Origin of the sequence: Bradyrhizobium sp. 62 (genome assembly GCF_023073035.1) — a bacterium.
Taxonomy (GTDB): Bacteria; Pseudomonadota; Alphaproteobacteria; order Rhizobiales; family Xanthobacteraceae; genus Bradyrhizobium.
Genome location: NZ_JADPIT010000011.1, coordinates 45,482 through 46,300, shown reverse-complemented (window position 1 = coordinate 46,300; position 819 = coordinate 45,482). Strand labels below are relative to the sequence as shown.

The 819-nt window shown below is 62.1% G+C and carries 2 protein-coding genes; both read right to left on the bottom strand.

Going from position 1 to position 819, the window contains the following annotated elements; all coding sequences use genetic code 11:
• Window positions 1-559: NAD-dependent epimerase/dehydratase family protein (locus IVB47_RS06955; protein ID WP_247460667.1), on the bottom strand; the 559-nt coding region annotated here is incomplete at its 3' end.
• The coding region (locus IVB47_RS06950) for a GDP-mannose 4,6-dehydratase (RefSeq protein WP_247460665.1) at window positions 531-819 on the bottom strand (289 nt) is incomplete at its 5' end. The genes IVB47_RS06955 and IVB47_RS06950, both read right to left, overlap by 29 nt.

Sequence of the window (819 nt, the reverse complement as noted above, 5' to 3'; positions counted from 1 at the left end):
TCATTTCGGGGTGATAATTGTCGCCGGGCCCGTAGAGATTGGTTGGCATCACGCTGATAAAGTCGCTGCCATACTGGCTGCGGTAGGCCTCCGCCATCTTGATCCCGGCGATCTTGGCAATCGCATAGGGCTCGTTGGTCGGCTCTAGCGGGCCAGTGAGCACGGAGTCCTCGCGCAAGGGCTGCGCGGCGTCCTTTGGGTAGATGCAGGACGAGCCCAGAAACATCAGCTTCTCGGCGCCGTTTCGATGCGCGGCCTGGATCACGTTAGCCGCGATCGCGATGTTGTCGTAAATGAACTCGGCGCGCAGGGTGTTGTTGGCGACGATGCCGCCGACCTTTGCCGCTGCGAGGAAGATCACCTGCGGTCGCGTCTTTGCAAACCAGTCGAAAACCGCAGCCTGATTGCACAGATCAAGCTCACGCCGCTCCACGGTGACGAGCTTCACGTCCTCTCGTTCGAGCCGGCGCACAAGCGCGCCACCAACCATGCCGCGATGGCCGGCGACGTAGACGCTCTTGCCTGTCAGCTCAAACAGTACGTTTGCCACTCGCCACATCCCGCTTTGCGTCCGCCAGATCGCTCGCCATCATCTCGGCGACGAGCTCTGTAAAGCTCCGCTTCGGCTTCCAGCCGAGCACCTCGCGTGCCTTGCTGGCATCACCGACGAGGAGATCAACCTCGGTGGGACGGAAATAGGTCGGGTCGATCTTCACGACCGTCTTGCCGCTCGTCTCTTCGACGCCGGTCTCCTCCACGCCTACCCCGCGCCAAGCGATGCGGCGGCCGACTTGTGCGAACGACAGCTCGACCATCTCG